The sequence below is a fragment of the Anaeromyxobacter diazotrophicus genome (assembly GCF_013340205.1).
GTDB lineage: Bacteria > Myxococcota > Myxococcia > Myxococcales > Anaeromyxobacteraceae > Anaeromyxobacter_A > Anaeromyxobacter_A diazotrophicus.
Map to the genome: position 1 here is coordinate 102,891 of NZ_BJTG01000005.1, position 26,362 is coordinate 129,252.

22 protein-coding genes are annotated in these 26,362 nt (G+C 72.9%); 13 read left to right on the top strand and 9 right to left on the bottom strand.

Annotated features, from left to right (window positions below):
- Window positions 1-160 precede the first annotated feature (160 nt).
- The 4 genes from HWY08_RS11690 to glnA all read left to right on the top strand — a co-directional run bounded on the left by HWY08_RS11690 (window position 161) and on the right by glnA (window position 4,646).
- A complete protein-coding gene (locus HWY08_RS11690) occupies window positions 161-499 on the top strand; it encodes a P-II family nitrogen regulator (RefSeq protein WP_176065318.1) in 339 nt (112 codons plus the stop codon).
- 6 nt (window positions 500-505) lie between these two features.
- Entirely contained in the window at window positions 506-1,564 is a 1,059-nt protein-coding gene (locus tag HWY08_RS11695; protein ID WP_176065320.1) for a two-component system sensor histidine kinase NtrB, read from the top strand.
- A 46-nt stretch (window positions 1,565-1,610) separates the two neighbouring features.
- On the top strand, window positions 1,611-3,050 hold the full coding sequence (locus HWY08_RS11700; protein WP_176065322.1) for a sigma-54-dependent transcriptional regulator: 1,440 nt from the start codon (window positions 1,611-1,613) through the stop codon (window positions 3,048-3,050).
- Between the two features lie 171 nt (window positions 3,051-3,221).
- Window positions 3,222-4,646: a type I glutamate--ammonia ligase gene (glnA, locus tag HWY08_RS11705; RefSeq protein WP_176065324.1), complete on the top strand. Its 1,425-nt coding sequence runs from the start codon at window positions 3,222-3,224 to the stop codon at window positions 4,644-4,646.
- Window positions 4,647-4,774: 128 nt separating this feature from the next.
- Here the strand turns inward: glnA and HWY08_RS11710 are convergent, their stop codons facing one another.
- Together HWY08_RS11710 and HWY08_RS11715 are read right to left on the bottom strand one after the other, a co-directional pair.
- Window positions 4,775-5,194 (bottom strand): hypothetical protein, encoded by a 420-nt coding sequence (locus tag HWY08_RS11710; RefSeq protein WP_176065101.1) that lies wholly within the window; start codon window positions 5,192-5,194, stop codon window positions 4,775-4,777.
- Window positions 5,195-5,281: 87 nt separating this feature from the next.
- Complete coding sequence (locus tag HWY08_RS11715) at window positions 5,282-6,541, bottom strand: DcaP family trimeric outer membrane transporter (protein ID WP_176065326.1); 1,260 nt, start codon at window positions 6,539-6,541, stop codon at window positions 5,282-5,284.
- A gap of 218 nt (window positions 6,542-6,759) precedes the next feature.
- Here HWY08_RS11715 and HWY08_RS11720 point away from each other — a divergent pair, with 218 nt between their 5' ends.
- From HWY08_RS11720 to HWY08_RS11745, 6 genes are all read left to right on the top strand, one after another.
- Window positions 6,760-7,962, top strand: coding sequence for an ABC transporter substrate-binding protein (locus HWY08_RS11720; protein ID WP_176065328.1), 1,203 nt, complete (start codon window positions 6,760-6,762; stop codon window positions 7,960-7,962).
- Window positions 7,963-8,067: 105 nt separating this feature from the next.
- Window positions 8,068-8,997: a branched-chain amino acid ABC transporter permease gene (locus tag HWY08_RS11725; protein ID WP_176065330.1), complete on the top strand. Its 930-nt coding sequence runs from the start codon at window positions 8,068-8,070 to the stop codon at window positions 8,995-8,997.
- Between the two features lie 2 nt (window positions 8,998-8,999).
- Window positions 9,000-9,995, top strand: a complete 996-nt coding sequence (locus HWY08_RS11730) for a branched-chain amino acid ABC transporter permease (RefSeq protein ID WP_176065332.1) — start codon at window positions 9,000-9,002, stop codon at window positions 9,993-9,995.
- Between the two features lie 38 nt (window positions 9,996-10,033).
- Window positions 10,034-10,810 carry an ABC transporter ATP-binding protein gene (locus HWY08_RS11735; RefSeq protein ID WP_176065795.1) on the top strand — a complete coding sequence of 259 codons (777 nt, stop codon included), beginning with the start codon at window positions 10,034-10,036 and terminating at the stop codon, window positions 10,808-10,810.
- On the top strand, window positions 10,807-11,523 hold the full coding sequence (locus tag HWY08_RS11740) for an ABC transporter ATP-binding protein (RefSeq protein ID WP_176065334.1): 717 nt from the start codon (window positions 10,807-10,809) through the stop codon (window positions 11,521-11,523). The genes HWY08_RS11735 and HWY08_RS11740 overlap by 4 nt, the downstream gene beginning before the upstream one ends.
- A gap of 139 nt (window positions 11,524-11,662) precedes the next feature.
- Window positions 11,663-13,000 carry a response regulator gene (locus tag HWY08_RS11745; protein WP_176065337.1) on the top strand — a complete coding sequence of 446 codons (1,338 nt, stop codon included), beginning with the start codon at window positions 11,663-11,665 and terminating at the stop codon, window positions 12,998-13,000.
- Here the strand turns inward: HWY08_RS11745 and nagZ are convergent.
- Genes nagZ through HWY08_RS11775 form a run of 6 tightly spaced genes read right to left on the bottom strand, consistent with a single transcriptional unit; the run spans window position 12,997 to window position 22,896 of the window.
- Window positions 12,997-14,088 (bottom strand): beta-N-acetylhexosaminidase, encoded by a 1,092-nt coding sequence (gene nagZ / locus HWY08_RS11750; protein ID WP_176065339.1) that lies wholly within the window; start codon window positions 14,086-14,088, stop codon window positions 12,997-12,999. The genes HWY08_RS11745 and nagZ overlap by 4 nt on opposite strands.
- A 20-nt stretch (window positions 14,089-14,108) precedes the next feature.
- On the bottom strand, window positions 14,109-16,280 hold the full coding sequence (locus HWY08_RS11755; protein WP_176065341.1) for a BatA domain-containing protein: 2,172 nt from the start codon (window positions 16,278-16,280) through the stop codon (window positions 14,109-14,111).
- Window positions 16,277-17,179, bottom strand: coding sequence for a DUF58 domain-containing protein (locus HWY08_RS11760; RefSeq protein WP_176065343.1), 903 nt, complete (start codon window positions 17,177-17,179; stop codon window positions 16,277-16,279). The genes HWY08_RS11755 and HWY08_RS11760 overlap by 4 nt, the downstream gene beginning before the upstream one ends.
- Window positions 17,176-18,195: an AAA family ATPase gene (locus HWY08_RS11765; RefSeq protein ID WP_176065345.1), complete on the bottom strand. Its 1,020-nt coding sequence runs from the start codon at window positions 18,193-18,195 to the stop codon at window positions 17,176-17,178. Before HWY08_RS11765 ends, HWY08_RS11760 begins: the two co-directional genes overlap by 4 nt.
- Window positions 18,196-18,214: 19 nt before the next feature.
- Window positions 18,215-19,789: a peptidase MA family metallohydrolase gene (locus tag HWY08_RS11770; RefSeq protein ID WP_176065347.1), complete on the bottom strand. Its 1,575-nt coding sequence runs from the start codon at window positions 19,787-19,789 to the stop codon at window positions 18,215-18,217.
- Window positions 19,786-22,896 (bottom strand): DUF4175 family protein, encoded by a 3,111-nt coding sequence (locus tag HWY08_RS11775; RefSeq protein ID WP_176065349.1) that lies wholly within the window; start codon window positions 22,894-22,896, stop codon window positions 19,786-19,788. Before HWY08_RS11775 ends, HWY08_RS11770 begins: the two co-directional genes overlap by 4 nt.
- Window positions 22,897-23,037: 141 nt before the next feature.
- Here HWY08_RS11775 and HWY08_RS11780 point away from each other — a divergent pair, with 141 nt between their 5' ends.
- Genes HWY08_RS11780 through HWY08_RS11790 form a run of 3 tightly spaced genes read left to right on the top strand, consistent with a single transcriptional unit; the run spans window position 23,038 to window position 24,637 of the window.
- A complete protein-coding gene (locus HWY08_RS11780; RefSeq protein ID WP_176065350.1) occupies window positions 23,038-23,682 on the top strand; it encodes an RNA polymerase sigma factor in 645 nt (214 codons plus the stop codon).
- Window positions 23,679-24,182, top strand: coding sequence for an anti-sigma factor family protein (locus HWY08_RS11785; protein ID WP_176065352.1), 504 nt, complete (start codon window positions 23,679-23,681; stop codon window positions 24,180-24,182). Before HWY08_RS11780 ends, HWY08_RS11785 begins: the two co-directional genes overlap by 4 nt.
- Window positions 24,183-24,190: 8 nt before the next feature.
- On the top strand, window positions 24,191-24,637 hold the full coding sequence (locus HWY08_RS11790) for a hypothetical protein (RefSeq protein ID WP_176065354.1): 447 nt from the start codon (window positions 24,191-24,193) through the stop codon (window positions 24,635-24,637).
- A 3-nt stretch (window positions 24,638-24,640) separates the two neighbouring features.
- Here HWY08_RS11790 and HWY08_RS11795 read toward each other — a convergent pair whose 3' ends face one another.
- Window positions 24,641-26,218 carry a class I adenylate-forming enzyme family protein gene (locus tag HWY08_RS11795; protein WP_176065356.1) on the bottom strand — a complete coding sequence of 526 codons (1,578 nt, stop codon included), beginning with the start codon at window positions 26,216-26,218 and terminating at the stop codon, window positions 24,641-24,643.
- Window positions 26,219-26,362: the final 144 nt, after the last annotated feature.

Sequence of the window (26,362 nt, forward strand, 5' to 3'; positions counted from 1 at the left end):
CGCGGCCGTTGCAAACAGCGCCCCGCCTGTGTTCGCATTGGGCGTTGCACTTCCGGGGAGCAGGCGAAAGGTGTACGGATCGCCGTCAGCGCACTGCCCGGCGATCGTGCAGCGTGCCCGGCGCCCGCGCCGTCCCACATTTTTCCGGTCGAGGTGAGACGTGAAGAAGGTCGAGGCGATCATCAAGCCCTTCAAGCTGGACGAGGTGAAGCAGGCGCTCTCCGAGGTGGGCGTGGCCGGCCTCACCGCTACCGAGGTGAAGGGCTTCGGCCGGCAGAAGGGGCACACCGAGCTCTACCGCGGCGCCGAGTACGTGGTGGACTTCCTCCCCAAGGTGAAGGTCGAGGTGGTGGTCTCGGACCAGCTCGTCGGGCGCGTGGTGGAGGTCATCGAGCGCGCCGCCAAGACCGGGCGCATCGGCGACGGCAAGATCTTCGTGGTCCCGGTGGAAGAGGTCATCCGCATCCGCACCGGCGAGCGCGGGGAAGAGGCGCTCTAGCTCCGGATGTCTCGGCCGACGAAGGCTCCCCCGCTCGCGGCGGCGCTGGCGCGGGCGGCGGTGGACTCGCTCGCCGACGCCATCGTGGTCGTGGGCGCCGACGGCGGCGTCCTGCACCTCAACCCGGCCGCCGAGGAGCTCTTCGGGCGCAGCCGCGAGCGGGCGGTGGGCCTGCCCGCGCGCGCGCTGCCGGGCGGCCTCCAGCTCGCGATGCTCGCCGAGCGGACGCGGGTCGAGCAGGAGTCGGCCTCCACCGACTTCCCCAGCCCGCAGGAGCCCGGCGTCACCGTCTCCGCCGAGGCCACCCCGCTCCTCGACGGGACGGCCTGCCTCGGCGCGGTGGTGGCGCTCCGGCCGCCGCGCGGCCGCGAGCGCGCGCTCGACTTCGAGGCGCTGGCCGCCGGCCTCGCCCACGAGATCAAGAACCCGCTGGCCGGGCTGCAGGGGTCGGCCGAGCTGCTCGCCCGCGAGGCCGAGGGCACTGCCCGGCAGTACGCCGACGTCATCGCGCGCGAGGCGAAGCGGGTGGACGGGCTCGTCCGCGAGCTGCTCGACCTGGCCCGCCCGGCGGCGCTGGCGCAGGAGGCGGTCAACATCCACGCGGTGCTGGAGGACGTGCAGGTCCTCGCCCGCGGCATGAGCGGGGCTGACGGCCTCCGCTTCGTCGAGCGGTACGACCCCTCCCTGCCCTCGGTGCACGGCGACCGCGAGAAGCTGACGCAGGTCTTCCTGAACCTCGTCCGGAACGCCATCGACGCGGTCCAGGGGCAGGAGCGGCGGGAGATCGCCCTCGAGACGAGCGTCGCCTCGCTCCGGCTGCGCGGCGCCGGCGGCCGCAGCCAGGCGCTCGCCCGCGTGTCGGTGGTCGACAGCGGCGCGGGCATCCCCGAGGCCATGCTGCCCCGGCTCTTCACCCCCTTCGCCACCTCCAAGCCGCACGGGACCGGCCTCGGCCTCGCCATCTCCCGCCGGATCCTCGACGCCCACGGGGGGCGCATCGAGGTGAAGAACCGCGCCGCCGGAGGGGCCGAGGTCCGGGTCTTCCTGCCGCTCGAGCCGACCTGATCGGGCCGGGGGGCGCGCTGGCAGGGCCCTTGCTAGAGAGACTCCCGTGCGCAAGGTCCTCATCGTCGACGACGAGCCCTCCGTCCGCTTCGTGCTGGCCCGCACCTGCGAGCGCGCGGGCGTCCCCTTCGAGGAGGCGGGCAGCGCCGAGGAGGCGCGCGAGAAGCTCGGCCACGACGGCCTCGCGCAGGACGGGGTGGGCCTCGTGCTGCTCGACGTGCGGCTCCCCGGCGACGACGGCTTCAAGCTCCTGGGCGAGCTCTCCCAGCGCCCGGACTCGCCGTTCGTGGTGGTGATGACGGCCGAGGACACGATGCGCTCGGCGGTCGAGGCGATGAAGCGCGGCGCCGCCGACTACCTCGGCAAGCCCTTCGACCTCGGGCGCGTCGAGCGGATCGTGCGCGATCTCTCGGTCGGCCCCGAGGGCGAGGCGCCGCGCCCCGCCGAGGCCGCGCCGAGATCCGCCGGGCAGGCCGACGAGGAGGGGCCGCAGCCCCTGGCGCTGGGCGACATGCTCATCGGCCGGTCGCCCGCCATGGTCGAGGTCTACAAGGAGATCGGGCGCGTCGCCCGCACCGAGATGACGGTGCTGCTCATGGGGGAGAGCGGAACCGGCAAGGAGCTGGTGGCGCGCGCCATCCACGTGAACTCCGCCCGCGCGCGCGGGCCGTTCGTGACCGTCAACATGGCGGCCATCCCGCGCGATCTCATGGAGAGCGAGCTGTACGGCCACGAGAAGGGCTCGTTCACCGGCGCCGTGGAGCGGCGTCCGGGCAAGTTCGAGCTGGCGAGCGGCGGGACGCTCTTCCTGGACGAGATCGGCGAGATGCCGATCGAGCTGCAGGCGAAGCTCCTGCGCGTGCTGCAGGAGCGCGAGGTGGACCGCGTCGGCGGCTCGCGCCCGCTGCCGGTGGACGTCCGGATCGTGGCCGCCACCAACGCCGACCTGGCGCGCTCGGTGGAGGAGGGCCGCTTCCGGCGCGACCTCTACTACCGGCTGGCGGTGGTGCCGGTGCGGCTCCCGCCGCTGCGCGAGCGCGAGGGCGACGTGGTGCTCCTCGCGCGGCACTACCTCGGGAAGTACGGGGAGCAGTTCCGCGGCCGGCCGCTCACGCTCGGCAAGGACGCGGAGCCGCTCCTCCTCGCCCACCCGTGGCCCGGCAACGTGCGCGAGCTGCAGAACGTCATCCAGCGCGCGCTGCTGAAACTCCCCGGCGCCCGCCTCGGCGCGCGGGAGCTCTCCGCCCTGCTGCCCGCCGGCACGGTCGCCGATCGGGGGCTCACCGGGCTCGTCGAGCAGCTCCTCGACGCCGGGGCGCCGGAGGGCGGGCGCCACGCGGCCGCCATCGCCGCGGTCGAGGCGCCGCTCATCGCCGCGGCGCTGGCGCGCACGAAGGGCAACCAGCTCCGGGCGGCCGAGCTCCTCGGCATGAACCGGAACACCCTCCGCGAGCGGATGAGGGCGCTCGGGATGAAGGCACGGTAGGGCCCAGTTGCACGTTTTCCGGGCAGCTGGCTGCCCGCCGGCCAGGCACCCCTGGAGCACCCAACCGGCCGAAAACGCGGCGCTGCGAGGCTTCCCACCCCGGCACGGCCCGTGCTATCCGATCCGGCCGCCCACCGCTTTTCCCCCAGCCCAGGAGATAGGACGAACCGCATGGCGAACCTCACCCCGAAGCAGGCGCTCAGCCTGGCCCAGGACAAGAAGGCCACCTACGTCGACCTGAAGTTCATGGACTTCATCGGGATCTGGCAGCACTTCTCGATCCCGCTCGACGAGCTCACCGAGGAGGTCTTCGAGGAGGGCCTCGGGTTCGACGGCTCCTCGATCCGCGGCTGGCAGGCCATCAACGCCTCCGACATGCTGGTGATGCCGGACGCCTCGACGGCGGTGATCGACCCGTTCATGGCGGAGCCGACGCTCTCCATCATCTGCAACATCGTCGACCCGATCACGAAGGAGCCGTACTCGCGCGACCCGCGCAACATCGCCATCAAGGCGGAGAAGTACCTCAAGTCGACCGGCATCGGCGACGTGGCCTACTTCGGCCCGGAGCCGGAGTTCTTCATCTTCGACGAGGTCCGCTACGACTCCGGCGTGAACCACTCGTTCTACAAGGTCGACTCGGGCGAGGGGCAGTGGAACACCGGCCGTGAAGAGGCCGGCGGCAACCTCGGCTACAAGCCGCGCTACAAGGAGGGCTACTTCCCGGTCGCCCCCACCGACAGCCAGCAGGACATCCGCACCGAGATGTGCCGGGTGATGGAGTCGGTCGGCATCAAGGTCGAGCGCCAGCACCACGAGGTCGCCACCGCCGGCCAGGCCGAGATCGACATCCGCTTCGACTCGCTCGTGCGCTGCGCCGACCAGCTGCAGTGGTTCAAGTACGTCATCAAGAACGTCGCCCGCCGCCACGGCAAGACCGTGACCTTCATGCCGAAGCCGCTCTACGGCGACAACGGCTCGGGCATGCACACCCACCAGTCGATCTGGAAGAACGGCAAGCCGCTCTTCGCCGGCGACGGGTACGCGGGCCTCTCCGAGCTCGCCATGTGGTACATCGGCGGCGTCCTGAAGCACGGGCCGGCGCTGGCCGCCCTCTGCAACCCGTCGACGAACAGCTACAAGCGGCTCGTCCCGGGCTTCGAGGCGCCCATCAACCTCGCCTACTCGGCGCGGAACCGCTCGGCCTCGATCCGCATCCCGATGTACTCGCCGAGCCCCAAGGCGAAGCGCATCGAGTTCCGTACCCCGGACCCGAGCTGCAACGGCTACATCGCGTTCGCCGCCCAGCTCATGGCCGGCCTCGACGGCATCGAGAACAAGATCAACCCGGGCCAGCCCCTCGACAAGGACATCTACGGCCTGTCGCCCGAGGAGCTGAAGGACATCCCGAAGATGCCGGGCTCGCTGGACGAGGCGCTCGAGGCGCTCCGCAAGGACCACAAGTTCCTGCTCAAGGGCGACGTCTTCACCGAGGACGTCATCGAGACCTGGATCCAGTACAAGTACGACAAGGAAGTCACCCCGGTCCGCAGCCGCCCGCACCCGATGGAGTTCGCGCTGTACTTCGACATGTGATGCGCCGGCGGGGGACGAGCCCCCGCCCCACGGCTTCACGACGGCCGCTCCCGCGAGGGGGCGGCCGTTCTTGTTTCGGAGGGGCAACCCCGCGTCGACCGCGGGAGAGGTGCCAGCCCCGCGCGCCGCTAAAGGTTGACCGGCGCGCCGGGCCGCGGCGCCTCCGGTGCGGGAGCCTCGGGGGCCGGGGCCTCCGGCGCCGGCGGCGCCTCGGCGCGGTACTTGATGGCCGTGCCGGCCACGATGGCGTGGCCGTACGCGTTGGTCACGAAGTCGCGGGTGACGATGACGGCGTCGGCGCCGAGCTCGCACGCCTTCGGGCGCAAGGCCTCGCGGGTACCGCCGGCCGGCGCGGCCGTGACGTGCGTCTCGAGCTCGGCGAGCTCGTCGTACGGCCGCTCGGGCGCCTTCTGCAGGAACTCGAGCGGGCAGTCGGAGGGGCGCGGCGCGAGCTGCGCGTCGCTGGTGCGCACCGTCTTGACGCCGCCGGCGCAGGCGGCCAGGGCGAGGAGCGCGCCGGCGACCGCGGGAGAGAGCGTGTATCGCATGCGCTCGTGCATGCGCTGGCGCGAGCGGAAATGCAAGGGGCCGGAGGCTTTCGCCCCCGGCCCCGGATTCCACCGCCGACGGGTCGGCTAGAAGAAGTTGTAGTGGAAGGTGCCGGTGATGCGGCTCTGCGTGCCGGTCTGCTCGCCGCCGGCGCCCACGTTGAACGTCTTCCGCTGGCCCCAGCCGTACTCGAGGCCGAACTCGGCGTTCTTCGCGAACGTCCAGAAGCTGTTCACGAAGAGCTGGTCCATGCGGTGGTTGACGGTGTTGTCGAACGCGTCCACGCCGCCGATCGTCGGGTTCATGATGAACGTCTGGCTCCACACCAGGTTGGACCGGACGGCCGGCGTCCAGACGTGGGTGTAGCCGACGTGGTAGGCGGCGGCCTCCACCGCGGTGAGGTCGTTGGCGCCGACCAGCATGCCGTTCGGACCCACGCTGAGGCCGACGTTGAAGATGTAGCGGCCGAGGCCCGAGCCGTAGACGCCGTGGACGACGAGGGTGTCGCCGCCGAGCTTGAGCGCGGCCGAGGCGGCCCCGCCGTAGCCCTGCTTGCTGAGGGTCTTCGTGGGCGCGGCGGCGTTGTCCACCACCTTGACGTTACGCGTCACGCCGCGGATCGAAGCGCTGCCCCACGCCCCCGAGAAGCCGAGGTTGGCCGTGAAGTCGGGGATGGTCGAGACGCGGCTGCCGTTTCCGCCGCCCAGGTTGCCGAAGTCGTCGCCGTCGGTGCCGGGCGCGTTCTCGACCGCCACGGCCAGGCTGGCCGGGCCGATGGGCAGCGTGTAGCGGATCTGCGGCTGACGGATGAGGGCGATCGACCCCGGGCCGTTGAAGTCCACCGTGTCGGGGTACGAAGCCAGGTCGAGGAAGTTCGACCAGGTCTGGCCGACGAGGAACGTGCCCGAGGCGCCGGCCACCGTGCCGTAGGCGTGGCGCAGGCGGAACAGCACCGAGTTGGTGAAGCTCTGGCCGGACTCGAGGTTCGAGGCGTTGAAGTCGCCCTCGAGCTTCACGCCGACCGCGCCGATCTTGGTCGGGGTGCTGGTCTCGATGCCGAAGCGGCTCGTCCGGGCCGTCATGTACATCTGGTTCTTCTTCTGCCGGTACTCGGCCGAGTTCTCGAGCGGGACGTTGGCGATGTGGACCGCCCAGTCGTTCCCCTCGACGTTCGGGTCGCGGCCGGCGAAGTCGTAGGTGGTGTCGAGCTGCACGTAACCGTAGAACTTGATGGTGCTGTCCGTCCCCGGGATCTTGAACACGCCCGGGGCGTCGTCGGCGCGGGCGGCGAACGGCAGGGCCATCCCCACGACGAGGCACAGGGTCGCGATTCGCTTCAGGGTCATCCGTTTCTCTCCTTACCTGCGGTTGTCCTGCCGTGAAGAGATGGAGGGGGAGTAGAGCAATCCCGAACGGGGTTGGCAAGAAAATAGCCGCGGCTTCCTGCTGGGAAACAAGGCATTTACCTGCTCGTTCGGGCGGCAGGCTCAACGCTTGGATAAGTTGACGCGCGCACGATTGACCGTGCTATGGAAATGCTTTCCACCTGTTCGGGAGGTTTACGATGCGTCTCACGCGCACCCTGGCGCTGATGGCCGCCGTCGTGGCCGTCGCCGCTTGTCAGGACAAGAAGCAGGAAGCTCCGGCGCCCGCCGCTCCGCAGGCGGCGGCACCGGCCGCCGGCGGCGCCCCCGCCGGCGACAAGCTCGTCTTCGGCCATGTCGCCTCGATGACGGGCAACGAGGCCACCTTCGGTGACTCCACCGACAAGGGCATCAAGCTCGCCGTGGACGAGGCCAACAAGGCCGGCGGCGTGAAGGGCAAGCAGCTCACGGTCAAGACGCTCGACGACCAGGGCAAGCCCGAGGAGGCGGCCGTCGCCGCCACGCGCCTCGTCACCCAGGACGGGGCCACCGTGCTCCTCGGCGAGGTGGCCTCGAGCCGCTCGCTGGCGATGGCGCCCATCGCGGACTCGAACAAGGTCCCGATGATCACCCCCACCTCCACCAACCCCCGCGTCACCAAGGACGGCGACAAGACGCGCCCCTACGTCTTCCGCGTCTGCTTCATCGATCCCTTCCAGGGCACGGTGATGGCGAAGTTCGCCCGCGAGAACCTCAAGATCAACAACGTCGCGGTGCTCCGCGACGTGGGCAACGACTACTCGGTCGGCCTGGCGAACTTCTTCGCGGCCAAGTTCAAGGACCTCGGCGGCACCATCGTCGCCGACGAGAGCTACAAGGCCGGTGACCAGGACTTCAAGGCGCAGCTCACGGCCATCAAGAACAAGAAGATCCAGGCCATCTACGTCCCCGGCTACTACACGGACGTCGCGCTCATCGCCCGCCAGGCGCGCGAGCTCGGCATCAAGGTCCCGCTCATGGGCGGCGACGGCTGGGACTCGGTCAAGCTCTACGAGATCGCGAAGGGGGCGCTCGACGGCTCCTACTTCTCGAACCACTACTCGAGCGAAGATCCGTCGCCGGTCATCCAGGGCTTCGTGAAGAAGTACAAGGAGACCTACGGCAGCGTGCCGGACGCGCTGGCCGTGCTCGGCTACGACGCCGCCAACGTGGCCATCGACGCGATGAAGCGGGCGAAGGACCTCACCGGCCCCTCCATCCGCGACGCCATCGAGCAGACGAAGGGGTACCAGGCCGTCTCGGGCGTCATCAACCTGGACCAGGACCACAACGCCGTGAAGTCGGCGGTGGTCCTCGCCATCAAGAACAACGAGGCGCACTTCGCCGCCACCGTGAATCCGTAGCGGATTGTCCCGGCGGCGTGGGAGGGGGTGACCCCCTTCCACGCCGCTGGCCTTTCGCGCGACACTCCCCCCTCACCGCGTTACCGCATCTTCGGCGAGGTCCGCGTGACCGAGTTCCTGCAGCACCTCGTGAACGGCCTGTCGGTGGGGACGATCTACGCCCTCATCGCGCTCGGCTACACGATGGTCTACGGCGTCCTGAAGCTCATCAACTTCGCGCACGGCGACGTGTACATGGTGGGGGCCTTCTCCGGCTTCTACCTGGCGAACGCGATGGGCGTCGGCGGCAGCCCCTCGCTGGCGAAGGCGCTCGTGGTCTTCGTCGGCTCCATGATCATCTGCGGCATCCTGGGGGTGCTGATCGAGCGCTTCGCCTACCGGCCGCTCCGGCACCGGGCGCGGCTCACCTCGCTCATCACCGCCATCGGGGTCTCGTTCCTGCTCGAGTACGGGTTCCAGCTCCCCTCCATCCCCGGGCTCGGCATCCCCTTCCCGCCCGGCCCGACCCCGCGCTTCTTCCCCGAGCCGTTCACGCGCGTCGCCTGGGAGCCGTTCGGCGTCTACGTCAGCAACTACGACGTCATCTCCTTCTTCACCGCCGTCGGCCTCATGCTGCTCCTGCAGTACATCGTGTACCGGACGCGCTTCGGCACCTCGATGCGCGCCGTGTCCTTCGACTCGCAGGTGGCCGGGCTCATGGGCATCAACGTGAACCGGGTCATCGCGGGCACCTTCGCGCTCGGGAGCGCGCTGGCGGCCGCGGCGGCGCTGCTCTTCGCGGGCTCCCGGCCCAAGGTCGACCCGCTCATGGGCCTCACCCTCGGCATCAAGGCCTTCGTGGCCGCGGTCTTCGGCGGCATCGGCAACGTGCCGGGCGCCATGGTGGGCGGCCTCGCGCTGGGGCTCGCCGAGGAGTACGTCTCGGGCTACGCGCTCTCGTCGTACCGCGACGGCATCGCCTTCGCCTTCCTCATCATCGTCCTGCTCGTCCGCCCGGCCGGGCTCTTCGGCTCCTTCCGCCCGGAGAAGGTGTAGCCGTGAGACCCGTACGCATCGTGCTGCGCTCGGCGCTGCCCTTCCTCGTCGCGCTCCCCCTGCTCTTCGCCCTCCAGGGCGTCATCTCGCCCGGCTGGGCCATCGTCCTCATCTCGGCCGGCATCAACGTCATCCTGGCGGTCTCGCTCAACGTGGTGAACGGCTTCACCGGCCAGTTCTCCATCGGCCACGCCGGCTTCGCGGCGGTGGGCGCCTACACCGCGGCCAAGATCACGACCGCCATGCACGGCCTGCAGATCGTCGGGCTGTCGGCCGGGGTCTCGGACCAGGTGGTGTTCCTGCTCGCGCTCCTCGCCGGCATGGTCACCGCCGCGCTGGCCGGCGTGCTGGTGGGCATGCCCTCCCTGCGGCTCCGCGGCGACTACCTCGCCATCGTGACGCTCGGCTTCAACGAGATCATCCGCGTCATCATCGAGAACACGCCCTTCCTCGGGCAGGCGACCGGCATCAGCGGCCTGCCTCGGCTCACCACCGTGGTCTGGGTGGGGATGGGCGCGGTGGCCACCATCTCCATGGCGCGGCGGCTGGTGGGCTCCACCCACGGCCGCGCGCTGCTCGCCATCCGCGAGGACGAGGTGGCGGCCGAGGCGATGGGGGTCGACACCACCGGCTACAAGGTGCGCGCCTTCGTCATCGCCTCCGCCTTCGCCGGCCTGGCGGGCGGGCTGCTCGTGCACCTCATCCAGCTCTGCACCCCGCGCTCCTTCACCTTCGTGAAGTCGATCGAGGTGGTGGTGATGGTGGTGCTGGGCGGGATGGGCTCGGTCACCGGCTCCGTGGTCGCGGCGCTCGTGCTCTCCTTCGCGCTGGAGGGGCTGCGCGAGGTGCAGCAATACCGCATGGTCGTCTACTCGCTCCTCCTCATCGTGCTCATGCTCACCCGCCCGAGCGGCATCTTCGGTACCCGCGAGATCTGGGACATCGTGAAGCTGCCGGGGGGCCGCCGCAAGGCCGCCGGCGCGGAGACCTCGCCGTGAGCACGCCCGCCGCGGTGCTCGAGGCCCGCAACGTCACCATGCAGTTCGGGGGCCTCAAGGCCCTCGCCGACTTCAACCTGACGCTCCTGCCGGGCGAGCTGGTGGGCCTCATCGGCCCGAACGGCGCCGGCAAGACCACCGCCTTCAACGCCATCACCGGCGTCTACCCGCCCAGCGCGGGCGACGTGCTGGTGGCGGGCGAGCGCGTGAACGGCCGGCGGCCGCACGAGATCTGCATCGCCGGGGTGGCGCGCACCTTCCAGAACATCCGGCTCTTCAAGGAGCTCACCGCGCTCGACAACGTGAAGGTGGCCTGCCACCACGGGCGCAAGGCCGGCTTCGCGGGCGCGTTCTTCCTCACCCCGTCCTTCGTCGCCGACGAGGAGCGCATCACCGCCCGCGCCGACGAGTACCTGGAGGTCATGGGGCTCTCCCACCGCCGCGCGGCGCTGGCGAAGAACCTCCCCTACGGCGAGCAGCGCCGGCTCGAGATCGCGCGCGCGCTCGCGAGCGGGCCCAAGGTGCTGTGCCTCGACGAGCCGGCCGCCGGCATGAACGCCTCGGAGAAGGTGGCGCTCATGGAGCTCATCCACCGCATCCGCGACCAGTTCCGGCTCGCGATCCTGGTCATCGAGCACGACATGCGGCTCGTCATGGGCGTCTCGGAGCGGCTGGTCGTCCTCGACCACGGCGTCACCATCTCCCAGGGCGCGCCGGAGAAGGTGCGCAAGGACCCCAAGGTGATCGAGGCCTACCTCGGCGACTCGTACCTCGAAGAGAAGAAGATCGCCGTGCCCGGAGCGCCGACGCCATGAGTGAGCCCGTGCTCTCGGTGAAGGACCTGGTGGTCCACTACGGCGCCATCGAGGCGCTGCGCGGGGTCTCGCTGGAGGTGCCGGAGGGGCAGGTGGTGGCGCTCATCGGCGCCAACGGCGCCGGCAAGACCACCACCCTGCGCGCCGTCTCGCGCATGCTGCGCCCGACCTCCGGCTCGGTCCGCTTCCGCGGCGAGGAGCTGACGCGGCTCATGCCGCACGACATCGTGGCGCGCGGGCTCGCCCACGCGCCCGAGGGGCGGGGCATCTTCCTCAACCTCACGGTGAAGGAGAACCTGGACCTGGGCGCCTTCCTCCGGCGCGACGGCGACGGCATCGCCGCCGACCGCGAGCGGATGTTCTCGCTCTTCCCCATCCTGCGCGAGCGGATGAGCCAGGTGGCGGGCACCCTCTCCGGCGGCGAGCAGCAGATGCTCTCGGTGGCGCGGGCCCTCATGAGCCGGCCGAAGCTCCTGCTCCTCGACGAGCCCTCGCTCGGCCTGGCGCCGCAGGTGGTCGAGCGCATCTTCCAGGTGCTGCGCGACGTCTCGGCCCAGGGCGTGGCGCTGCTCCTCGTCGAGCAGAACGCGCACAAGGCGCTGCAGATCGCGCACCGCGCCTACGTGCTCGAGACCGGCGAGGTGGTCATGACCGGCACCGGCGCCGAGCTGCTCGCCTCGCCCGAGGTGCGCAAGGCCTACCTCGGCGAGTAGGGCGGGGGCTTGTCCCCCGCCGCCGCACCTCCCACCACCTTCGGCGCGAAATCCCGATGCAGGGCGGCGGCTTGCCCCCCGCCGGACCGTCCGCGGAGGATGAATCCGCGCCCGCCCCGGGATAGGGTGTCCCCCGTCCATGGCTCCTGGCCCCGGCCACACCGTCCTCCTCGTCGACGACAACCACGAGCTGCTCCGGCTTCTGGCGCGGCTGGTGGAGGGGGAGGGCTGGCGCGCGGTGACCTGCGCGCGCGGCAAGGCGGCGCTCGACGCGATCGCCACCGAGAAGCCGGCGGTGGCGGTGGTCGACATCCTCCTGCCGGACATGATGGGCTACGACATCGGGGCGGCGCTGCGGAAGGCCGGGATCCCGTTCGTCTTCATGACGGGCATCTTCAAGGGCGGGCGCGCCGCCTCGGAGGCGCGCGTCCAGCACGGCGCGGCGGGCTTCTTCGAGAAGCCGTTCGAGGCGCGGAAGCTGCTCGAGACCCTGAAGAACCTCCTGCCCGCGCCGGCCGGCCCGCCGCCCCGCCCCGAGGTGGCCGGCGAGGACTTCGAGGTGGAGGTGGCGGTCGAGGCCGAGGAGCCCATCGACGCGCTCTCCATCACCGGCAAGGTCGAGGTGCGCGAGACCGGGCGCGTCTCCGCCGTCATCCGCGGCGACCCGCTGGAGGCGGCGCCGGTGGCGGCCTTCACCCCGCCGCCCCTCAAGCCTTCGGCGGCGCCGGCGGCGCGGGTCGAGCCGGCCGCCGAGGCGCGGGCCGGCCGGGCCGAGCCGCCCGACGAGGGCGAGCTCCGGGACAACCTGCCCGACCTCATCACCGCCTTCTGGCTGACGCAGCAGACCGGCGAGCTGACGCTCCAGCGCGGCAAGGTGAAGAAGACCATCTACTTCGACCACGGCCGGCCCTGCTACGCCATCTCGAACCTGGTAGCGGACCGGTTCGGCCAGTTCCTGGTGCGGGTGGGGAAGCTCACCACGGCCCAGCTCGAGCTGTGCGAGAAGACGGCCGAGCGGCGGGGCGTCCGCGCCGGCGACGCGCTGGTGGAGCTCGGCATCCTCAAGGAGACGGAGAAGCTCTACTACGTGGCGCAGCAGGTGAAGGCGATCGCGTACTCGCTCTTCGGCTGGGAGGAGGGGCGCTACCGGATCCACTTCAGCGGCCGCGCCCAGGCGGAGTCGACCAAGATCGACGTCCACCCGGCCCACCTCATCGCGCGCGGCGTGAAGAAGCTCTACCGGCGCGAGCGCCTGGTGCGCCTGCTGCCCGACGGGGCGCGCCTCATGCCCACCCAGCAGCCGGCGTTCGGGCTGCACGAGGTGGAGCTCGAGATCTGGGAGGCGCAGCTCCTGCCGCACGTGGACGGGACCCGGACGGTGGCGGAGCTGGTGGCGCTGGCGCGCAGGCCGCCGGAGGAGGTGCGCGCGAGCCTGTGGGCGCTCGTGGCGCTCGAGATCTTCGAGCCGCGGGCCTAGGCGGCGGTCGGGTCCTTCCCCGTCGCCAGCGGCGGGATGCGGGCAGCGAGCGCGAGGTGCTCCGCGGTGCGCAGGCGCGCCCGCGCCGCGCGCGGATCCGCCGCCGGACCGGCCCAGCGCAGCAGCGCCGCCACCCGGCGCCGCGCCTCCGCCAGCCGCTCGCGCGAGACCTGCCCGCGCTCGACGGCGGCGCGGGCGAGGTCGATGGCGCGGTGCTGCACCGGCGCCTCGTGGCAGACGAGCAGCGCGTCCACGCCCGCCGCGAGCGCCTCGGGCACCGCCTCCTCCAGCGGGAAGTGCTCCGCCACCGCCTTCATCTCCAGGTCGTCCGAGATGACGCAGCCCTGGTAGCCGCACGCCTCGCGCAGCAGGCGCAGCACCGGGGCGGACATGGTGGCCGGCCGGCGCGCGTCGAGCGCGTCGAAGACCACGTGGGCGGTCATGACCGAGGCGACGCCGGCCTCGGCCAGGGCGCGGAACGGGACCAGCTCCACCGCCCGCAGCCGGGCCAGCTCGTGCGGGAGCCGCGGCAGGTCGCGGTGCGAGTCCTGGCTCGTGTCGCCGTGCCCGGGGAAGTGCTTGGCGCAGGCGGCGACGCCCTCCGACTGCAGGCCGCGGGCGAGCGCCACCCCGAGCCGCCCCACCGCCTCGGGGTCGCGCGAGAAGCTGCGGTCGCCGATGACCGGGTTCTGCGGGTTCGTGTCGACGTCCACCACCGGCGCGTAGTCCTGGTCGATCCCCACCGCGCGCAGCTCGCGGCCGAGCAGCGCGCCCGCGGCGAAGGCGACCTCGGCGTCGCCGGTGTGCCCGATCGCGCGCATGGGGGGCAGCTCGGTGAAGCCTTGGGGCGAGCGCAGCCGCGCCACCCGGCCGCCCTCCTGGTCGATGGAGACGAGGAGCGGCCGCCCCGCGGCGTGCTTGAGCGCGGCGACCAGCTCCGCCACCTGCTCCGCGTCCACCACGTTGCGCGCGAACAGGATGACCCCGTACACCCCGCGCCGGAGGAGCTCCAGCACCTCGGGCGAAGGGGTGGTGCCCTGGAAGCCGACCGAGAAGAGGCCGGCGACTTCTGCGTCGAGCGTCGACATGCGTGGCTCCGCCTCTCCCGTCACGCCACCAGCAGCCCCTCGGCGAAGAATGCCACGATCCCGAGGGCGAGGAGGATGGACCAGAGGGGAATCCGGCGCGGGCCCTGGGCGGCGTCGCTGGCGACGCGGGCGTGGCCCTCGCCGCCGAACCAGGCGGTGAGCTCCTGCGGGTCGAGGCGGGCGGTGTCGCTCTCGCGCGGGTCGGGCAGCGCGGCGAAGGCGAGGCGCGGGTCGAGGCGCTGCTCGCCGCGCTGCTCCACCTTCACCTGCCACAGGCCGGGCCGGTCGGGCACGAGCGAGAGCGCGCCCGCCGCGTCCCGGCGCAGGGCGGAGGCGGGGAGCTCGCGGCCGTCGGGGGCCACCACCGAGACGAGGCGCTGCCCCTCGCCCGGGGCGAGCGCGCGCGGCGCGTCGACGAGGGAGGGGCGGTCACGCCGCTCCTCGAGGCTGCCCGCCAGGTAGGCCGCGAGCCGCTGGATGGCGGGCAGGAAGCTCGTGCGGATGGTCCAGTCGGACCAGGCGCGGTCGACCGTGGAGGTGTAGAGCATGACGCGCCCCTGCCCGCGCCGCGCCTCGACCAGCGCCGGCGCGCCGTCGTCGTAGGAGACCAGCACGCGGTCGCCGGGGCCGCCCCGCTCGGCCGGCTTGAGCAGCATGTAGCGCCAGGTCCGCACCCCCTCGAACCCTTCCCGCGCCGGGCCGGTGAAGACCTGCAGCGCCGGGTGCTCCCAGTCCACGTCGGCGAACCGCGCCGCGCGCGCCTCGGCGCCGGGCGCGCCGCGCTCGGCGGCGGTCTTCACGACGTGCAGCGGGCGCGGCAGGAGCGCCTTCAGCTCCTCGTCCCAGCGGTCGGGGTCGACCTCCTCCCCCATGGCGAGGAAGAGCCCGCCGCCGGCCTCCACGAAGGCGCGCAGGTCGGCCGCCTTGGGCCCGACGGCGCGCACGTTGAGCAGGAAGACCACGTCGTAGTCGGCGAGGCGCACCGTCCGCAGCGCCTCGACGTCCACCACCGTCGGGCGGACCGGCGAGGCGGACGAGGCGAGCGCGGCCTCGACGAAGAACGCCTCGTCCCGGTGGCGCACCGGGGACGGGGCGCCGTTCACGACGAGCGCCTTCACCTCGCGCGGGACCTCCAGCGTCGCCACGCGCGCGTCGTCCACCTCCAGCGGGTCGGCCGGGAGCGTCACCGAGAGCGCGGCCGGGCCGCCCTGGGGGAAGCGCACCGAGAGCGTCTTCTTCACCGCACCGCCGGCGGGCACCTGCGCGTAGGAGCGGATGGCGACGGGGGCGGCGGGGGGGCCGAGGTGGAGCTGGAGCTCGACGTCTTGCCCCTCGCCCTTCTTCGCCGCCTCGCGGCCCCGCTCGGCCCGCCCGCCGTACGAGGTGACGGTGGCGGTGACGCGGTAGCCGCGGGGGCCGGCCGAGGCGTCCGGCTCGGCGGTGAGCTCGGTGACGGCCAGGTTCGGGAGCGGCTCGCCGCGCGCGGCGTCGAGCAGCGTCACCTCCGGGCGCTCGCGGCCGGTCGCGCCCTGCACCATGGGCGGCGCGGCGTCGAGCCGCCAGGAGGAGGCGGCGAGATCGGTCGCGATCACCAGCCGCTTCGCGAGCGGCGCGCCGGTGGCGCTCTCGGAGAGGGCGCGGGCGGCCGCGGCGGCGCAGGCGGTCAGGTCGGCGTGGCCGAAGGTGACCTGCGCCTCGCGCAGCGCGCGCCGCACGGCCGCCTTGTCGAAGCTGGGCGGCGGCGCCGCCGGGGCGGCCGGCCCGCCGCACACGACCAGGGTGGCGGGCTCCTCGCCCGAGAGGTCGTCGAGGGCGGCCAGCAGATCGGCGCGCGCGCGGTCGAAGAGCGCCCCGCCGCGCAGCCGGTAGCCCATCGAGGCGGAGGCGTCGAGCACGAGCGCCACCGCCGCCGGGCCGCGCGCGGCGGCCGCCCGCGCCTGCTCGGGCCGCTCCAGCCGTGGGCGCATCAGCGCCGCGGCCACCGCGGCGAGGAGCAGGGTGCGGGCGGCGAACAGCACCAGCTTCTTGAGCCGCAGCCGCCGCTCGGTCTCCCGGCGGGCCCGCAGGATGAAGTCGATGGCCGGGAAGGGCGTGGGCCGGGGGCGCCGCCGGAAGAAGAGGTGGATGGCGAGCGGGACGAGGGCGGCGAGGAGCCCCCAGCCGAGCGCCGGGTGCAGGAAGGAGAGGCTCATGCGGCGCGCCGCTCCCGCCGCGCCAGGAAGGGCAGGAGCACCTCGTCGAGCGGGCGGTCGCTGCGGCAGAGCACGTGCTCGAGGTCCGCCTCGGCGGCGGCCCGGCGCGTGCCCTCCAGCCAGCGGCGCAGCACCTCGAGGTAGCCCTTCCTCACGTCGCGCCCGTTCGCCTCCACCTCGCGCGCGTCCTCCATGGAGAGGAACAGCGTCGGGTCCTCGAACGGGAAGTCGAGCTCGTGCGGATCGAGCACGTGGAAGAGCGTCACCTCGTGCTTGCGGCGCCGCAGCAGCGCGAGCTGCCTCGACACCTGCTCCTCGGCGTCGAAGAGGTCGCTGAAGACGAGCACCGAGCTGCGCCGCGGCGCGTGCTCGAGCACGTGGTCCACCGCCGCGGCCAGGCGGGTCGGGCCCTTCGGCGCGAGCGCGGCCAGGGTGTCCACCAGCGCCGGCAGGTGCGAGGCGGCCGCGCGCGCCGGGATGGTCTTCACCACGCGGTCCGCCACCACCACCAGCCCGGCCGCGTCGCCCTGGCGGACGAGCAGGTACGCGAGCGAGGCGGCGAGCGCGCTCGCGTACTCGAGCTTGGTGAGCCGCTCCGGCTGGCCGCGGTAGCCCATGCTCCCGGACGCGTCCACCACCAGGAACGCGCGCAGGTTCGTCTCCTGCTCGAACTGCTTCACGTAGTACTTGTCGAACTTGCCGTAGGCCTTCCAGTCGATGCGGCGCACGTCGTCGCCGGGCGCGTACTCCTTGTGCTCGGCGAACTCGACCGACTGGCCGTGGTGGGGCGACTTGTGGAGGCCGGTCAGCACCCCCTCGGTGATGGCGCGCACGCGCAGGTGGAGCGTGGCGAGGCGCGCCAGCACCACCGGGTCGAGGAGGGGCCGGCCGCCGTTCACGGCCGGATCTTCTCCAGGAGCCGGTCCACCACGTCCTCGCTCCGCACGTTCTCCGACTCGGCGCGGAAGTTGGTGATGACGCGGTGGACGAGGACCGGCTTCGCCAGCGCGCGGACGTCCTCCACCGAGGCCGCCAGCCGCCCGTCGAGGATGGCGCGCGCCTTGGCGCCGAGCACCAGGTTCTGGCTGGCGCGCGGGCCAGCGCCCCACTCCACCAGCGCCTTCACGAAGTCGGGCGCGCCCGGCTCCTTGGGCCGGGTGAGGCGCACCAGCTCCACGGCGTGCCGGATGACGTGGTCGGCGGCGGGGACCCGCAGCACGAGCTCCTGCAGCTCGCGGATCTTGTGGGGCGACAGCACGCGGGTGAGCGCGCGCCGGACGGCGGTGGTGGTGGAGCGGACGATCTCCACCTCCTCCTCGGCGCTCGGGTAGTTCACGTGCACGTAGAACATGAAGCGGTCGAGCTGCGCCTCGGGCAGCGGGTAGGTGCCCTCCTGCTCGATGGGGTTCTGGGTCGCGAAGACCAGGAACGGCAGCTCGAGCGGGTAGGTCTCGCCGCCCGCCGACACGCGGTACTCCTGCATCGCCTGCAGGAGCGCCGCCTGCGTCTTGGGCGGCGTGCGGTTGATCTCGTCCGCCAGGATCAAGTTGGCGAAGATGGGCCCCTGCACGAACCGGAAGGCGCGCTTGCCGGTGGTGTGGTCCTCCTCCAGCACGTCGGTGCCGGTGATGTCCGACGGCATGAGGTCGGGCGTGAACTGGATCCGGTTGAAGGAGAGGTTCAGCACCTCCGCCACCGTGGAGATGAGGAGCGTCTTGGCGAGCCCGGGCACGCCCACGAACAGGCAGTGCCCGCGCGCGAAGAGCGCGGTGAGGAGGTGGTCCACCACCTCGCGCTGGCCGACGATGCGCTTCTCGATCTCGCCCAGGAGCAGGCGCCGGGCGTCGGCGAGCTCCTTCACCGCGGCGAGGTCGGCCTCGGGGGACGGCGGGAGCGGCGGCGGGTGGGTGGTCATCGTGGTGTCCAAGGTACCCTCACTCGTGCGCGAGCAGCTGCGCGAAGCGCTTCTCCCGCGCCGCCAGCTCGGCCTGGCCGGAGGCCTCGTGGACGGCGGCGAGGCCGGCGTGGATCTCGGGGTCGAACGGGTCCTGGGCGTTGGCGAGCAGGAGCTGCTCCTTCGCCTCCGGCCAGGCCTTCCGCTTCACCTGCAGGCGGGCGAGGTGCAGGTGCAGCGCAGCGTACTGCGGGTGGCGGCGCAGCGCCTCGGTGAGCGCCTCCTGCGCCTCGGCGTCGTGGCCCGACATCATGGCGGCCAGCGCGAACTTGTCGGAGAGGACGGCGATGCCCTTCCCGGCGCGCGCCACCGCCTTGCCGTACTCGACCCGGGCGGCGGCCCACCGGCCGCGCTCGCGGAAGATCTCGCCCAGGCGGGCGAAGCCGCGCGCCCGGTCGTCCGGGATCTCCGCCCACTCCGAGTGCGCGCCGCCGTGCTTCGGGTCGCCCTTGAAGCGCAGCTTCTCCTCGACGTGGAGCCCGCCCTCGGGCAGGGGGCGGGCCGCCATGAAGCGCTTCCAGTCGGCCAGGAACGCCTCGTAGCTCACGCCCAGCGCCTGCGCCACCGCGCGCTCCGCCGGCTCGCCGCCGGTGACGCGGTCGAGGATGCGGTTCATGAGCGGCGCGCCGCCCTTCGCCTCCAGGTATTCGACCGCCAGCTCCACCTCGGCGAAGGCCAGCGCCGCCGCCTCCTGGGAGGGCAGCTTCGCCATCGACGGGTGCATCTGCGCGAAGGTGATGAGCTGGTCCTTGCGGAGCGCGTCCTTGAGCAGCCCGGCGGAGGAGGCCGACAGCTCGCCCCCCTTCCCGCGCCAGCGCGTCTCGGAGAACTTGGCCAGCCCCTCGTGCAGCCAGATGGGCGTGTTGTCGTGCGTGCGCGCGGTCACCACGTAGTGCGTGTACTCGTGGGCCGCCGTGTCGAGCCAGTCGTACCCCTTCACCAGCGCCTTGGGCGACACGATCATGAGCTTGTTGAACTTGCAGAGCGCGATGGTGCCGGAGGTCTTGATCTCCTCCTCGGTGAGGGTCGACAGCCGCGCCAGCTCGCGGGTGTCGTTCAGGATCTCGATGGTGACCTTGCCGGCCGTGGACCAGCCGAGGTCCTGCGCCAGGGCCGCCCGCTGCGCCTCGAGCGCCTCGAGCACGTAGGGGACGAGCACCTCGTCCTTGCCCTTCGGGTAGGAGACGGCGAAGTGCTCGCCCTCGGCGCGGGCGTGGTCCTTCGTGACCTCGCGGGCGGCGCGGGCGAGCGCGAGGTAGTCGAGGGAGCCGGTGCCGAGGCGGCTCTTCTCGAGCAGGTCCACCGCCTCGCCGTACCGCTGCTGGTAGAAGCGCACCAGCCCGGCCACGAGCTGCACCGCCGGGTCCTTGGGGCGCTTCTCCAGGATGGGCCGGACGAGCGCCTGCGCCTCCAGCACGTTCTCGTCCTCGAGCAGCGAGACGGCGCGGCGGAGATCGAGGAAGTCCGGCGAGCGCTCGGCCAGCGCGCTCGTCGGCGCGGCGGCCGGGAGCGACGGGGCGGCGGCGAGCGCCAGCGCGAGCCAGAGCGCCTTCACTTGACGAGCTCCTCGTAGTAGCGCTTCACCTCGCCCTGGTACGGCTCGGGCGTGCCCTGCTTCATGGCCTCGAGCAGGTCCTTGCGGAACTCGTCGGGCGCCTTGAAGGCGTCGGCGCCGGGGATCTCCACCTTCTCCTGAGACGGGTCGGCGCCGTCGCCCTCCCGCCCGCCCTGCTCCTCCCCGAACGGGAACGGGAACCCGCCCCCGCCGCCCTGGCCGCGCTTCGCGTTCTTGGCCATCTCGTCGAGCCCGCGCTGGAACCGGGACAGGTCGTCGAGCGCCTGGCGCTGCTCGCCGTGGCCGCGCTGCGCGTTCTTCTGCGCCAGCTCCCCCCGCGCCCGCTGCATGTGCCCCTGCGACCCCTCCAGCATCTCCTGCGACTGTGGCGGGAACACCGGCGCCCGCTGCGCCAGCTCGGAGAGCTTCTGCCGCAGCTCGCCGGCGCGCTGCTCGAGCTGGCCCTGCTCCTGCGACAGCTCGGAGAGGCGCTGCTGCTCCTTCGGCCCGAGCACGCTCTTCGGGTCGGGGAACATCTTCTCCAGCTCGTCGCGCACCTTGCGGGTGGGGCCCAGCGCCCCGGAGGCGTGCCGCTCGGCCTCGCGCAGCACGCGCGGGTCCTTGCTGCGGAGCGCCCGGTAGCGCTCGCCCATGGAGGCCTCGTCGCCGAGGTCCATGGCGAGCCGCTGCATGGGCGGTAGCGCCCGGCGGACCGTCTCGAGCGCGGCGTCGAGGTCCTTCGCGGCGAGCGCCTTCTGGAGATCCGCCAGCCGATCGCGCGCCTGCCCGAACTCGTCCTCCGAGCGCGGCGTCACGCCCGGCTCCGCGCGGTCGAGCTCGCGCCGCGCCTCGGCCGCGAGCCCCTCGAGCTGCTTCGCCCCCGCCTCGAGCTGCTTCAGCTTCTGCGCGAGCCGCTGCTGGTACTGGCCCTTCACCTGCTCGGTCTCGCGCGCCACCTGCTCCTGCGAGGCCTTGACCTCCTCCAGCTCCTTCTTGAAGGCGAGCATGTCCTTCATGAGCGCGGCGTTCTGCTCGCCCGGGCGCCCGGCGGTGCGCTCCAGCGAGGCGAGCATGTCCTGCATGGCGTTGCCGAGCTGGTCGAGCGCCTTCATGGCCCCCTCGACGTCCCCCTGGGCGAGCTTCTTCTCCACCTCGTCGAGGCCGCCCATCGCGTCCTTCGACCTCGCCAGCTCCGCCAGCGCCTCACGGTTCATGTGCTCGTCGTTCATCCCCTTCGCGAGCTCGCCCATGCGCCGCATCATCTCGGCCATGCGCGCCTTCATGCGCGCCACCTCGGCCAGGAGCTCCTTCTTGGCCGCCTCGCTCGGCGCCTGCTTGTACTTCTCGAGGAGCTGGGCCAGGTCGCGGCGGCGCGCGGCCAGGTCCTTCGCCACCTTCACCAGGTCGTCGGCGCGCTGCTGGTCGAAGAGCTGCTCGAGGTAGAGGACGTCCTTCTCCAGCTCGCGGTCGAGCCGGCCGTCCACCTCGGCCACCCGGTCGAAGAGGGGCGAGGCGCCGGCGCGCTGGAAGTGGAGCATGCGCGAGAGCGTGAGGCGCAGGGCGGCCAGGTCCTGCTCGATGGGGCGGATCCCGGCGGCGGCGTTGGCGAGCGCCTGGGGGAGCTGGCGCGGCACCGAGCGGTCCTTCCTGAGCTCCTGGGCCGCGGCGCGCAGCCCCTCGTGCAGCTCGCGGGTGCGCCCGTCGAGCGCCTGCGCCTGCTGGGTGCGCTCGTCGGTCCAGCGCGGGCCGCCCTCGAAGAAGTCGAGCCGGTCGCCGAGGAGCTTCACCATGTCCTCCCACAGGCCCTGCGCCCGCAGGAGCGCCAGCCGGTGGTGCTCGGCCTCGCTGTAGATCTTGAGGGTGTGGGTGGCGGAGGCGCCGCGCTTCGGCCCGGAGACGACGTCGCCGTCCTCGGCCTCCAGCCAGTAGAGGAGCTTCTCGCCCTCGGCCAGGCGCAGCGGGGCGAGCTCGAGCTCGTGCACGCCCGACTCGCGGCGGGTGCCGGCGAACGCCTTGAGCTGGGTGCGGCGCTCGTCGCCGCCGGGCGGCTTCGTGACGAGGGTGAGCTTCTCGAGCCCGAAGTCGTCGGAGGCGGCCCACTCGATGCGGACGCGGGCGCGGGCGTCCACCTCGAGCTCCGGCGCCGGGGCGGTGATGCGCACCTCGGGCGGCGCGTCGGGCTCCACCGCGAGCGCGATGGGGGGACCCTCGGCGACGAGCTTCTTCCCCTTCAGGAAGCGGAAGCGATAGGCGCCGGGGACGTCGACGGTGAGGTGGCCCTCGAGGTCGCGGCGGTTCGCGACGGTGAGCGCGTAGACGGCGGGCCCCTCCTTCCTCGCGGCCGACTCGAGCGCGAGCTCCGCGCGCTGCACCTCGCGGTCGGCGCGGGTCTTGAGGGTCACCTCCGTCCCGCGCGGTGCCGAGATCTCGCCGCCGGTGCCGGAGATCGTCCGCGGCTCCCGGTGCATGTACGCCGGGTAGACGTAGCTCACCTCGACGTCGCCGGTGATGGGCTCGGCCCGGCGGACCGGCGCCGCCGGCCCGAGGCCCAGGAGCCGCTGCCACCCGGCGGCGAGCACCCGCGGCGCGGCGGCCAGCGCGACCAGGTTCACGAGCGCCGCGGCCGCCAGCGCCGCCCCGGCCCGGCGCGCCGGCCGCGCCGGGATGACGCGCGCGAGGTCGAGGCCGCGCGCCCGCTCGGCGGTGCGGGCGATGTGGGCGTCCACCAGCGCCACGCTGTAGCGCCCGGTGCGCTGCACCTCCTCGTAGTCGTCCTCCAGCTCGACCGAGCTGACCAGATCGCTCCTGAGCTCCGGCGCCGCCTCGCCCACCCGGCGCGCCACCGCCAGCGGCGACGAGGCGCGGCGCATGGCCGCCACCGCCGCCCAGGCGAGCGCCGAGAGCGCCACCAGCGCCGCGGCCGCGAGCGCCGCGGCGCGCACCGGCGTCGGGCGTCCGACACCGGCGCCGAGGAGCGCCGCCCCGCCGAGCCCGACGAGCAGGACGGCGCAGAGGGCGCCGCCGGCGGCGGTGGCGAGCACGACCCACCCCTGCCTGCGCCGGGCCCCGTCGAGGACCCGCGCGATTTCGGAGTAGGCGATCGCCATGGGGGTCGAAGGAAAAACAGGCGGGCAGGCCAGCCATTCCGGCCCGCGGCGCTGAATACTAATGAATCCGGGGAAGAAGCGCTGCTGTGGTAGAACTCCCCGGTGCGGTGAATTTCCCCGCCCGCTCGCCCGTCCTCTGCCATGGAAGCCGACGACCTCACGCTGGTCTCGAGAGCCAAGACCGGTGACCCCGAGGCCTTCCGCGCGCTCGTCGTCCGCTACCAGAGGAAGGTGTACGCCGTGGCGCTCGGCATCGTGAAGGACCGCGATCTCGCGTGGGATGTCGCCCAGGAGGCGTTCGTGCGAGTGCACGCGCACCTGGCCGATTTCAAGGGAGATTCCACCTTCTCCACCTGGGTGCTCCGCATCGGGAGCCACCTCGCCATCGACGCGGTCCGCAAGGAGCGCACGGCGGCCAAGGAGGAGCTCGACGAGGTGCGCGGGCAGGACGTGGCGCGAGGGGGCGAGGGCATCCTCGCCACCGCGCTCGGGAACGATCCGCAGGAGAACGCGCTCAGGCGGGAGCTGGCCGGCAAGATGACCGAGGCCCTGGCGCAGCTCCCCGAGAAGCACCGCGCCATCCTGGTGCTGCGCGAGCTGGAGGGGCTCTCGTACGAGGAGCTGTCGGAGCAGCTGGGGATCCCGAAGGGCACCGTGATGAGCCGCCTCTTCCACGCGCGGAGCAAGATGCAGGCGCTCCTGCGCGAGTACGCGGGGCTCCCGGCTGACGAGGGCGCCCAGACCGTGGGGCGGGGGCTCGCCCCCCGCCGCGGGGGCGAATCATGACCGCGTGCACCCGCTTCGCGCCCATGCTGGGCGCCCGCCCGGGCGAGCTCTCCGAGCCGGAGGCGCAGGCGCTGGCCGAGCACCTCGCCGGCTGCGACGCCTGCCAGGCGCGGCTCGCGGACGAGGAGGCGCTGGCGGGGATGCTGGGCGACGCGCTCCTCGCCGAGGCGAACCGGCGCGACTTCGCGACCTTCTCGGACGAGGTGCTGCGGCGCATCCCGGAGTACCGGGCGCGCCCCGCGGCCGCGCCGGCGCGGGCGGCCCGCGCGGGCGGGCTGCTCGACTGGGTCCGCCATCACCGGTTGTTCACCGCCGTGGGGACCCTCGCTCCGGCGCTGGCCGCGCTGGCCGTCGTCGTGTACGTTGGCCGCTCGCCGTCCCCCGCGCCCGGTGACGAGGCCGCGCTGCAGGTGAGCGCCGAGGGACGCGGCACGACGGTGCTCGACACGACCGAGGGGCCGGTGGTGCTCCTCGGCGACGACGAGCCGGCCGGGACGTAGGAGGGGACATGCGGAGCCGCAGGACCTTCGTCGCGCTGCTCGCCCTCGCGCTCTGCGCTGCGCTGGCGCCGGCCGCCGTGCACGCGGCTCCCACCATCCCGGTCCGGGTCCGGATCCTCAAGGGCTCGCGCCAGGGCCCGCCCGCGGTCGACCCTCGGCTCGCCGATCTGCACGGCCAGCTCGGGAAGCTCGCCTACCAGCGCTGGGACCAGGTGGGGGAGCAGCAGGCTGCGATGGAGCTCGACAAGCCGCTCACGCTCCCGCTCCCCGACGGCTCGACGCTCGAGCTCACGATCGTCGACGCGCGCAAGGACACGGTGACGTTCGACGTGAAGGTCGCGGCGCGCAAGACGCACTCGCGCCTGACCATCTCGAAGGACCAGCGCATCGTGCACCAGGTCGCGGGCGAGAAGGACGGGGCGGCCCTGTTCGCGACCGTCCGGCCCTGGCCGTGACCGTCAGCCGGCCTCGGGCCACGCGCCCCTGAGCTCCGCCCGCAGGAGCTTCCCGGCCTCGCTGCGCGGCAGCGCCGCGAGCGCCGTGAACCGCACCGGGACGCGGTACGGCGGCATCCGCTCCCGGCAGAAGCGCCTCAGCTCGTCCTCGCCCGGCCGCGGGCCGTCGCGGAACACCACGAACGCCTCCGGCACCTCGCCCATGAGCGCGTCGGCGGCCCCGACCACCGCCGCCTCCAGCACGTCCGGGTGGCGCGCCACCACCTGCTCGATCTCGATCGGGCTCACCCGGTGCCCGCCGATCTTGAGGATCTCCTTGGCCCGCCCGCGGTGGAACAGGAAGCCCTCCTCGTCGCGGGAGGCGAGGTCGCCGGTCCAGAGCCACCCGTCGTGGAGGATGGCGGCGGTCTCCTCCGGCTCGTCCAGGTAACCCTGGGTGACGTTGTCGCCCCGGGCCACCAGGTGCCCGGTCTCGCCGGGTGGCAGCTCGCGCCCCGCCTCGTCCACCACGCGCAGCTCGACGCCGGGGATGGCGACTCCGATGGAGCCGCGCTTGTCGTGGGCGCGCTCGGGCGGGAGGTACGAGAGCCGCGCCGTCGCCTCGGTCTGCCCGTACATCACGAACAGCCGCGCGGGGTGAAACGCCTGCCGCACCCAGTCGATGGTCTCGGGCGCCATCCCGCCGCCCGCCTGCGTCAGGTAGCGGAGCCGCGGGAAGGCCAAACTGGAGACGTCCACCTGGCGCCGGAGGATCTCGAAGGTGAGCGGGACCCCGGCGAAGCCGGTGCACCCCTCGGCGGCCATCGCCTCGAGCGCCAGCCGCGGGAAGGCGAACCGGTTCTCGAGGAAGACCGAGCCGCCGGCGAACAGGTGCGTCTGGAGGACGCTCCGGCCGTAGCAGTAGTAGAGCGGCAGGGTGAGGAGGGCCCGATCCTCGGGGCCGAGCCCCAGGTAGCGCACGATGGAGCGCGTGTTCGCGTCGACGTTGCGGAAGGTCTGCACCACGCCGCGGGGCCGGCCCATGCTCCCCGAGGTGTAGAGGATCAGCGCCGGCGCGTCGGGGCCGAGCCGGGGGCGCGGCGGCGGAGGCGGGGGCCCGAGGTCCGGGTCGAGGCGGCCGTCGTCCCCCAGGAACGCGGCGGGCTCGCCTCCCAGCGCCTCCTGCGCCGGCCCTCGGGAACGCCCGGGGTGCACCACCCAGAGCCGGTCCAGGCCGCCCCCGGCGCGGACGGCGCGCCAGGTCCGGGCGTCGCGCGCGCTCACGAAGGCCACCCGGGCTCCGCTCTGCGCGACGATGCCGGCCAGCACCTCCGGGCTCCACTCCCGGTTCACCTCCACCGTCGTCCCGCCGGCGGCGTTCACCGCCAGCCCGGCCACGACCGTGGCCGGCTCGTTGGGCAGCGCGAGCAGGACCCGGCTCCCGGGCCCCACGCCGCCGGCGGCGAGTTGCCCGGCCAGGGCGCGGACGCGCTCGGCCAGGTCCGCGTAGCTGAGGCGGACCGAGGGCGTCGCGACGGCGGGGGCCTCGGGCCTCCGCGCCGCGTGGGAGAACAGCCAGTCGTGGAGGAGGGGGGAGTCCAAGAGAGTCCCTGCGTTCGGGTCGTCGCGCTGCGTCCTCGGCGCCCGCCTCCGGTCGAGGCGCGGCGCCGTCCTGGCGCCGCGGGACGCGCTCGCGCCGCAAGAGCAGCGGTCCCAGCCGAGCATCTGCGCATCGTGCACTGACCG

Bases quoted from the DNA above. Each gene is read 5' to 3' on its own strand.
- HWY08_RS11775 (WP_176065349.1), bottom strand. From the start codon at position 22,896: ATGGCGATCGCCTACTCCGAAATCGCGCGGGTCCTCGACGGGGCCCGG.
- HWY08_RS11745 (WP_176065337.1), top strand. From the start codon at position 11,663: ATGGCTCCTGGCCCCGGCCACACCGTCCTCCTCGTCGACGACAACCAC.
- HWY08_RS11755 (WP_176065341.1), bottom strand. From the start codon at position 16,280: ATGAGCCTCTCCTTCCTGCACCCGGCGCTCGGCTGGGGGCTCCTCGCC.
- HWY08_RS11715 (WP_176065326.1), bottom strand. From the start codon at position 6,541: ATGACCCTGAAGCGAATCGCGACCCTGTGCCTCGTCGTGGGGATGGCC.
- glnA (WP_176065324.1), top strand. From the start codon at position 3,222: ATGGCGAACCTCACCCCGAAGCAGGCGCTCAGCCTGGCCCAGGACAAG.
- HWY08_RS11790 (WP_176065354.1), top strand. From the start codon at position 24,191: ATGCGGAGCCGCAGGACCTTCGTCGCGCTGCTCGCCCTCGCGCTCTGC.
- HWY08_RS11780 (WP_176065350.1), top strand. From the start codon at position 23,038: ATGGAAGCCGACGACCTCACGCTGGTCTCGAGAGCCAAGACCGGTGAC.
- HWY08_RS11785 (WP_176065352.1), top strand. From the start codon at position 23,679: ATGACCGCGTGCACCCGCTTCGCGCCCATGCTGGGCGCCCGCCCGGGC.
- HWY08_RS11720 (WP_176065328.1), top strand. From the start codon at position 6,760: ATGCGTCTCACGCGCACCCTGGCGCTGATGGCCGCCGTCGTGGCCGTC.
- nagZ (WP_176065339.1), bottom strand. From the start codon at position 14,088: ATGTCGACGCTCGACGCAGAAGTCGCCGGCCTCTTCTCGGTCGGCTTC.
- HWY08_RS11710 (WP_176065101.1), bottom strand. From the start codon at position 5,194: ATGCGATACACGCTCTCTCCCGCGGTCGCCGGCGCGCTCCTCGCCCTG.
- HWY08_RS11735 (WP_176065795.1), top strand. From the start codon at position 10,034: ATGCAGTTCGGGGGCCTCAAGGCCCTCGCCGACTTCAACCTGACGCTC.
- HWY08_RS11765 (WP_176065345.1), bottom strand. From the start codon at position 18,195: ATGACCACCCACCCGCCGCCGCTCCCGCCGTCCCCCGAGGCCGACCTC.
- HWY08_RS11740 (WP_176065334.1), top strand. From the start codon at position 10,807: ATGAGTGAGCCCGTGCTCTCGGTGAAGGACCTGGTGGTCCACTACGGC.
- HWY08_RS11695 (WP_176065320.1), top strand. From the start codon at position 506: ATGTCTCGGCCGACGAAGGCTCCCCCGCTCGCGGCGGCGCTGGCGCGG.